The sequence below is a fragment of the Thermodesulfovibrionales bacterium genome, assembly GCA_035622735.1.
Classification (GTDB): domain Bacteria; phylum Nitrospirota; class Thermodesulfovibrionia; order Thermodesulfovibrionales; family UBA9159; genus DASPUT01.
Genome location: DASPUT010000225.1, coordinates 1 through 8,562, shown reverse-complemented (window position 1 = coordinate 8,562; position 8,562 = coordinate 1). Strand labels below are relative to the sequence as shown.

Below are 8,562 nucleotides of genomic sequence, written 5' to 3'. Positions count from 1 at the left end.
GTGAGCATGAGTCCGATCACCGTCAAATGCACTCTGCCAATCCCGAGCATAGTATCCTCCTTTGTTATATGGGTGAGGTTTTTTGAGAAACGAGTCTATTGCTGAATCCCAATGCCCCTTCTTCACAGACATCGATGCATCTCCCGCAATTGACGCATTCCCCTGAAAGAATAAATCCGGTCCGGTGGCCTACCCTATGAAGCACCTGCTGTTCCGGACAGATGTCCACGCATTTCATACAGAGGGTACACCTCTCTCTCGTGTGCTTGACCCTGATGAGACTGAACGTCGCGATGGCGGAGTAGAAGCCGCCAAGAGGGCAGAGGTGGCCGCAGAAACCGTTTTTCTTGAGGAAGAGGTCAAACAGGAAGACGGCGAGAACGGAAAGGGATCCGAGGCCCATTCCGAAGATGAGACCGCGATGAAGCATCGAGATCGGGCTGATCCATTCAAAAGCCGCGACACCGAGCAGTGCCGAAATCACGAGACTGAGGGCCATGATCCAGTACCTGGACGCTCTGCTCATGGACCATTCTCCGGCAGTGTCGATGCGCAAAATCTTTTTGAGCCAGTTTGCCGCATCTGTGATGATGTTGAGCGGGCAGATCCAGCTACAGAACGCACGACCTCCGACAACGGCATAAACGAGGGCCACCAAAAGAGCTCCGGCAATCGCTTCCATCGAAACGAGGCTGCCTGCGGCCAAGACCTGCAACAGACCGAAAGGATCGGACAGGGGAAGTGCCCCGAAGGCCCTTGCCGTACTGAGATTGCCCTTGAGAATGTTCCAGCCGAAGGAGTTTCCCGCGAAAAAGAAAAAGAGCACCGCAACCTGAATGATTCTCCTCGCCATCAAGAATTTATTCTCTTTCATCAGCCGTCGAACCCTCGTCATAAGTCTCCCCTGTTCAGGTAATCGAGGGGGTCTTTTTCACTTCTCGGTGTTCGCGTCCTTGTATCTCCTGGTGTTTCCGTCAATCGTTTCTCGTCCCCGGCGTCCCAACCCTTGATATACTGCGAGCTCGATGCTCCCATGGCGATGTTCCTCGGCAGGACGAAGACGGACGCCTTCTCGGTGACACAGGCCCTTTCACAGAGACCGCATCCGGTACAGAGGTCGCCGTGGACAATGGGGGCTAAGAGCGCGTGTTTGCCCGTGCGGGAATTCCGTGAGTACTCGACGGTAATCGCCTTGTCGATCCTCGGGCAGGCCCGGTAACAGGCATCACACTGGATCCCCGAATAGGCGATGCAGGTGTCTCTGTCAATCACCGCAAGCCCCATCCTGGCAAGGTTGATATCGAGCCTCTCTCGCCCTGCAGCGTCCTTCTCACTGACGAGAGATCTGTTGAGCGCTCCGGTGGGACAGGCGGGCACACAGGGGATATCCTTGCACATGTGACAGGGCCCTTCCCTCGGAGTAAAATAGGGCGTCCCTATCGGCTTCGCGTCCCCCGGCTTCGCGAGGATCAACGCATGATAGGGACAGGCTTCGACACAGAGTCCGCACTTCGTGCACCGGGCGAAGAAGTCCTTTTCATTCACTGCTGCCGGCGGCCTCAGGATGAGGGGATAGGCCTTTCCTCCTTCAATGTACCCCGACCAGACGATGCCGCCCGCGGCCGCCAATGCGAGACTCCTTGCCGTCGTCAGGAGAAATCGTCTCCTCTCGGGCAGCATCGCACCTCCTGCGGTATCCTCCTTCATCGATCGCTCAGACGCTGTACACCTTTGCCGCGCACTTCTTGAAATCGGTCTCCTTCGAAATCGGGCAGGTCGCATCGAGGGTCAGCTTGTTGATAAAGACCTTTTCGTCGAACCACGGGACGAAGATCAAGCCCCGGGGAGGGTTATTCCTTCCCCTCGTTTCGACACGCGCCTTCACCTTCCCCCTCCTCGACTCGACCCAGATGAGTTCGTTCTCCTTGAAGCCGAATTTCTTTGCGTCCTGGGGATTCATGAAACAGAGTGCTTCAGGAACCGCGCGGTATAACTCCGGCACTCTCATCGTCATGGTGCCGCTGTGCCAGTGCTCGAGAACCCTGCCCGTGCAGAGCCACAAGGGGTATTCGTTGTCCGGCACTTCAGCTGGTTCTATGTAATAGCGAAGGAATATCTTTGCCTTGTTCGGCAGCTTGACCTTCTCATCTCCGCGGGGACCCTGGAGGTCTCCCTTCGGTATCTCTTTGAACGCCCCTCCGTAAAAGGCGAATTTACCGTGATCTGCCTTTTTCGCGTAGGGATCATACTCCGCATTGAATCTCCAGAGGGTCTCCTTGCCGTCGACGACAGGCCATCTCAGACCCCTCACCTTCTGATAGGCATCGAAATCGGCCAGGTCGTGACCATGCCCGGAGCCAAACTTCCTGTATTCCTCCCAGAGATATTTTTGCACAAAGAAGCCGTATCCCTTAAAGCCCTCGACTTTTCTCGTATCCCCCCCGGCCTCTGTGTTCGGGTAGCCGGCCCCTATCGGGTCTGGCCAGGCAAACCTCTTCGCCTCCTTATTCGCAAAGAGGACTTCAAAGAGCGTGTCGCCTTCATTGTATCCCATCTCCTTGGCTTTCTCGATAACGTTTGGCAGGGTCGTCTTGTCATCGATTTTGAGCTCTTTCCAGACATCCGCCAGGGTGAAGCGCTTCGAGAACTCGATTAATTGCCAGCTGTCTGACATCGATTTGCCCAAGGGGGTAACCTGCTGCCTCCAGTGCTGTGTCCTCCTCTCCGCGTTTCCATAGGCTCCCCATTTTTCGAAGATCATCGCGGTAGGGAGGATGAGGTCGGCTACCTTTGCTGAAATGCTCGGATACGCTTCGGAAACGACGATGAAGTTGTCCATGTCACGCGCCGCACTTATCCAGTGGTTCGCATTCGGAGAGTTCTGCCAGGGGTTGTTCACCTGGACCCAGACCCACTTGATCTTTCCGTCCTCCAGGTCCCTCATGATCTTCATGTAATGGGAGCCGACAACGGGATTGAGCGTCCCATCGGGAAGTTTCCATATCTTCTCGGTCATCTCTCTGTGTTTGGGGTTTCCGACGACCATATCCGCAGGGAGCCTGTGGCAGAATGTCCCGACTTCCCTCGCAGTCCCGCACGCGCTCGGCTGCCCCGTAAGGCTGAATGCCCCGTTCCCCGGCTGGCACTGTTTGCCGAGCATGAGATGGATCGCATACACCTGCTCATTCACCCAAGTGCCGCGAATATGCTGGTTGAACCCCATGGTCCAGAAACTGACGACCTTTCTTCCCTTCTCCGTGTACAGGTCGACAAGCTTCACCAGTTTCTTCTTGAAATCATCGAGAGGTTCATCATCATCCCCCTTTGCCAATTGCCCGACGAACTCGAGGGTGTAAGGCTCTAGGCCTTTCTTGAAGTCCTCGAAGCTGATCGCCCAGTGGACATCGGCCGATCCGGCATGTTTCATCTCCATTTTTTCGCCGGCCTTGATCCCCAATGCAGCCATTCCGGTCGCTTCGTCCTTCGTCATTATCTTGTATGCCTCTTTGCTTGCGGTGTCAAGCTCGGATTTCTTGTATTTTGGATGATCGATCTTCGGCCGCAAGCCGTAGCCGATATCAACATAACCCGTCGCAAAGATGCAGTTGTCATTCACAAAATCCCAATCAATCGCCTCCGGACGATTGTAAATAATCTCCCTCAGGATATAGTTCTGTATCGCGAGGTCTGCATTCGGTTTGATGATGATCTCCATGTCCGCCAGGTTCGAACATCTGTTGGTGAAGGTGCTGAGATTCACCACCTTGACTCTCTGGCTGTCGCTCAGTTTCCTGTCGGTGATTTTCGACCAGAGCACGGGATGCATCTCCGACATGTTCGATCCCCACAGGACGATTGTGTCAGAATAGTGCATGTCGTCATAGTTTCCTGCCGGCTCATCGATCCCGAATGTCTGCATAAAGCCGACGACCGCACTGGCCATGCAGTGCCGGGCATTGGGATCGAGATTATTGGATCTGAAGCCCGCCTTATAAAGCTTTGCAGCAGCGTATCCCTCGAGTATCGTGTGCTGGCCCGAACCGAACATGGCGACCCCGGTCGGTCCCATCTCGCTGTAATATTTCTTGAACTGCGTTGTCATTTCGTCGAATGCCTTTTTCCACGTGACCGGTTTGAACTTCCCCTTCTTGTCAAAGTCACCCTTCTCGTTGACTCTCAAGAGCGGTTCTGTGAGGCGGTCGGCGCCGTACATGATCTTCGCGTTGAAGTACCCCTTGATGCAGTTGAGACCCATATTCACCGGCGCGGCCGGGTCACCCTTGACGGCGACGATCATGTCGTTCTTTGTCGCGACCATGATGCCGCAACCGGTACCGCAGAAGCGACAGACGGACTTGTCCCATTTCCATCCCGCCTCCGTCTTTTTCGCGATACACCATAGTTCTTCAGGAACTGTCATGCCGATTGCCGCAGCAGCAGACACCGCCGCGGTTGTTTTCAGGAACTCTCTTCTTGACAGTGACACGTTTACCCCCTTTCTCTTTACTCAGCACCCCTCTTGGCGGTAGGCATCTTCCGACAATAGTGCTCTTGTCGTGAGACAGAAGCATCGGAAGGCATAACGATAGGATGACACTTGTCTTTCCGGCTCTTCTTTAATGGCTGATTGTGGGGGGGCGGCGGGCCGACAGATCGGCCCGCCGCCCCCCAGACCTATTTCTTTACCTGATCGACGGTTATGAGCTTTTCCTGTACGCCGTAGGGATCCTTGAATTCGAATTTCGGGTTGAATTTGAGTTTCTTCTGGCCGCGCTCATCGAGGTATTTATTCAACTCGAGGTTGACAACGAGCGGTACGTTCACACCCGCTTTTGCGAGTGCCTGCCGGAGGAGTCCCTCGGCCTTTCCCGCAAATGCCGTCGCGTCACCAAGGATCCTCCCGGCCTCTGTGGGATTGTGAAAACCGACTGAATTCTCGGCGCCGACAAAGACGACGCGATAAAAAGCCTCTTCATAGTAATCCTTGGCCTTGTCATAGAGCGCCTTGTCGACCGGTTTCCCTTCGGCGATCGCCTTATTCGCGATTTCGAAGAGCTTTGCCACAACGGCAGTCTCATAGCCGGAACGAAGCATGAGTGAAACGGTCCTGTCCTGGATCGCGATGACCTGTTCCCTCAGCCACTCGGGGCTTTCGCTGTGGCATTGCATGCAGGCCTTCAAGTCACTCTTGAGGGGGCTTTCGACCCGATGATCCGACACCTTGAAGACCCCCACCTTCGTATATGGCATGTGACAATCCGCGCAGGCCGCACCCGCCTTCCAATGTACACTATTGTTCGAGTAGAGTTCGAATTCGGGATGGCGGATGAATCCCATCTTAAATCCTGTCACGTTCTGCTTCCACTCGCCATACGATGGATCGCTGCGGATCTTCTTAATGATATTCTCTATCGCGATATTTCCCCACTTGCTTCCCTGCCACGGGAAGAAGAGGGCGACTGACTTCATGTCCTGGTCTTTTTGGATAGTGTACGTCACGTGGCACTGGGCGCAGACGAGGCTCCTCATCTCCTGGCGGGTCAATTTCTCGGGGTTCACGTCCATATCCTTGAGTGCCGCCGTGAGGGTGAAGGCCCTCGATATCTTAAGGGACATATCCTTGTTGTCATGACAGTCTATGCATGCGACACCGAGTTTCTGGTGCTCCTGCGGGATATGGCCGAGAACCTCGGTGTAAGGTTTCTTGTAGTAATCGATACCCATCTCTTTTTCGAGCTTAGGAGCATAGGGGGTCTTACAGGAAAGGCAGACGCCTCCTGCCTTCACCCTTGAAGGGTCAACTTCGAGTTGATCCCTGAGCATATACGCATGGCCCCTCGGCTCGTTGTACTCGATTCCGAACCCCCAGCCGTTAAAGAGGAGCGCCATATAGGGAAATTCCGCCAGTTTGTCATAGGTCACCTTGTCCGCATCAAAGCCCCTCTTGTACTTGCTCTTTCCGACAGGAGTGGGTTCTTCGGTTTTCTTCCAGAGTTCGAACTCGGGAGGGTATGCCTTGCCCCACTTTGCAGGGTCTATTTCGCCGTCCGCTATCTTCACCGGTTTGACCTGTTCGGCCTTCTGCGGTGGGCAGCCATAGAGGAAGACCGATACGAGGGCGAGCAGTGCGAACAGCATTACGAACATCAAGCTTCTCTTTTTCATTTCGCCAACCTCCTTCTAAAGGGTTTCCATCGATCCGCTCCGCTTATGAGTGATCCCCCGATGGCACTCCCAGCATTTCCTGTCGTGATTAATGAACTCCACTGTGGTTCCGTGACAGCGGATGCAGTTCTCCTGTAAGACCTTCTGCCCGTGAGAGGAAAGTTTGATCTGCTCGGGGATTCTGCCTGAATAGAAGAAGAGAGAATCTTTCAAGCCGTCAATCGACTTCCAGACATAGTGGAGACCGAGATTCTCATTGGGCAGATGGCAGTCGATGCATCTGTTTCGCCGGTGCGCTCCGGTGTGGATCCACGCCTCATATTCCGACTCCATGACATGACATCCTGAACAGAAGTTAGGTGATTCCGATTTGGCGAGCAACTTTGGAGGACCAAGGGAGAGGAAAATGAAGAGAGTTATTCCCGCGATCATCACAATGAGCAGATAGAGCCTGACCGTTCTCCGCTTAGCTTGATCCATGCTTTCACCTCCTTTATCTTCCGAACTTATGAGAGGATTGAAGCCCTGGCATCATGATTCCAACGGCAATTATAATTACAAGGTCAGTTATTAATTATCATTATACTCGAAAAGAAATAAAATAGATATTCATCATGTCTCGCCCACAAAGAAAAGTTTATCTCTGCGGCTAGGGTGATGGTCAAACTCGGTAGAGACGGTCTCAACGAGGCGTAAAGGGAGAAAATAATCGGTTCATTCACCGGAAATCCTACGGGAGTTTTCCCCTATCCCCGCCGGCGTCCCTCCCCGAGTCCGATGCGGTCCCTACTGGGAAACCTCATCTAATGCTTTCAGAATGCCCGCCTCAGTTATCTCTTTAACCCCGACGAGACGGACGGTCTTTTTTGTCTTGGCGTTGTTCACAACGACCGTGGGGGTGGCGTTGACGTTATAGGTCTTCTTGATAGTGTCATAATATTTCATTCCGCTGTTGACAGTCATGAAGCTCAAAGGCTTCTGGGTGACATTCAACGGAGCTACCACCTTCTGAACCTCTTCAGGGGTCGGCTCCTTTGTCTTCCCTGTCAGGCCCATGAGCGCCTTTCTCACCTCGATGTACTTTTCCTTTTCGTTCACGAGAAAGGAGAGGTTATACGGCGTGTAGTTCAGCGACTCCGGATGGATGGGTACGTCAACGAATACAACCTTTGCCTTTTTCTCCAGAACAGGCACGACCCTCTCTATCTCCTGCTCCGCCTTGCGGCATGCGGGACAGAACCAGTCGGTCAGGATAAAGACTTCGAGAGAACTGTTCTTAATTCCGAGGAATATGTCGGGAACATTGTCCTGAGCCTCCCCCTTCTGTGCACCCTTGTAAGCTACGAAAAACCCGATGATAAAGACGACAACGATGAGCGTCAGCTTTTTCACTGCCTGCATAAACACTATTCTCCTCTCTTTGAGATGTATAGAAAAGTCTCTTACCTTTTCGAAAGACATGAGGAAGGCAGCGAAATAAACCGTTGCCGCCACCCCTACGCACAGGGGACACCATTGCTGAATCTGATATTTCTGGATGAGGATAAAGGCGAGTTCCGCGCCGCATGCGCCGAAGATGATAAGCAAGAGGAGAGCGGCGAAGGTCCTGTAGGAACCTCTGAATTCATAGAGGATCTCTGCCGTGATAAAGAATGCGATCCCGACGATCGAAAAGGGGATGCCGAAGAGGGCATATTTATGTGCCTCGCTGCAGGCAGAAGTACTGCAGAGATTCAGTTCGGAAGCGATCGAGAGCGCAAGCCCGGCGAGAAGCGAAGCCCTTATGAGAAGACCTTTTTTCTGCATGCGTGCCCAGAGTTCTTTTTCATGTTCTCCTATAATATCATACTTCCACATCCTTTCTTCAGTGTCTGAGTTTCCCCGAGGCCCAATCCCTGCCCGGCTACACAGCTTTTTTTCGCCGGAGTTATTCTGGTATAATTAAAAACTGAACCTTAACGAAGGAGATTCCTTTGCCATCGAGAGTATCTCGCTTTCTCTGTATCGTGATTGTCTCGCTCCTGGTTTCCTGCGCCTCGCAGGGTGGCAGGGTCGGAGCGCCGGAAGAGGCCGAAGCCCCTGCTGACGCGTACTATGACTATCTGCTCGGTTATGGCGCGGAATTGTCCGGTAACTGGGAAGATGCTCTGAGATATTACCAGGAGGCCCTTCAGCTCGATCCTTCATCGGCGTACCTCCAGGTTCAGATCGCATATATCTATCTGAAAACGGGAAGGGCCCAGGAAGCTACGCGGATTGCGGAAAAGGTCGTAAAGTCGAACCCGAAGTTTGTTCCGGGGCTGATACTCCTCGGTCAGATGTATAACAGCCAGAACAGGACTGACGAGGCGATCGCACTCTATGAAAAAGCCGTTTCCCTTGATCCTGCCCAAAATG

At 53.3% G+C, this 8,562-nt stretch carries 7 protein-coding genes; 1 reads left to right on the top strand and 6 read right to left on the bottom strand.

Annotated features, from left to right (window positions below; genetic code table 11):
* Window positions 1–64 precede the first annotated feature (64 nt).
* The 6 genes from napH to VEI96_11790 form a co-directional block, all read right to left on the bottom strand.
* Complete coding sequence (gene napH, locus VEI96_11815) at window positions 65–895, bottom strand: quinol dehydrogenase ferredoxin subunit NapH (GenBank protein ID HXX58680.1); 831 nt, start codon at window positions 893–895, stop codon at window positions 65–67.
* Window positions 892–1,707 carry a ferredoxin-type protein NapG gene (napG, locus tag VEI96_11810; protein ID HXX58679.1) on the bottom strand — a complete coding sequence of 272 codons (816 nt, stop codon included), beginning with the start codon at window positions 1,705–1,707 and terminating at the stop codon, window positions 892–894. The genes napH and napG overlap by 4 nt, the downstream gene beginning before the upstream one ends.
* Before the next feature lie 7 nt (window positions 1,708–1,714).
* Entirely contained in the window at window positions 1,715–4,486 is a 2,772-nt protein-coding gene (gene napA / locus VEI96_11805) for a nitrate reductase catalytic subunit NapA (protein HXX58678.1), read from the bottom strand.
* A 188-nt stretch (window positions 4,487–4,674) separates the two neighbouring features.
* Window positions 4,675–6,165, bottom strand: coding sequence for an ammonia-forming cytochrome c nitrite reductase subunit c552 (locus VEI96_11800; protein ID HXX58677.1), 1,491 nt, complete (start codon window positions 6,163–6,165; stop codon window positions 4,675–4,677).
* Window positions 6,166–6,180: 15 nt separating this feature from the next.
* Window positions 6,181–6,645 (bottom strand): cytochrome c nitrite reductase small subunit, encoded by a 465-nt coding sequence (gene nrfH, locus VEI96_11795; GenBank protein ID HXX58676.1) that lies wholly within the window; start codon window positions 6,643–6,645, stop codon window positions 6,181–6,183.
* Between the two features lie 306 nt (window positions 6,646–6,951).
* Window positions 6,952–8,022, bottom strand: a complete 1,071-nt coding sequence (locus tag VEI96_11790; protein ID HXX58675.1) for a thioredoxin domain-containing protein — start codon at window positions 8,020–8,022, stop codon at window positions 6,952–6,954.
* A gap of 116 nt (window positions 8,023–8,138) precedes the next feature.
* Here VEI96_11790 and VEI96_11785 point away from each other — a divergent pair.
* On the top strand, window positions 8,139–8,562 hold a 424-nt coding region (locus VEI96_11785), incomplete at its 3' end, for a tetratricopeptide repeat protein (GenBank protein ID HXX58674.1).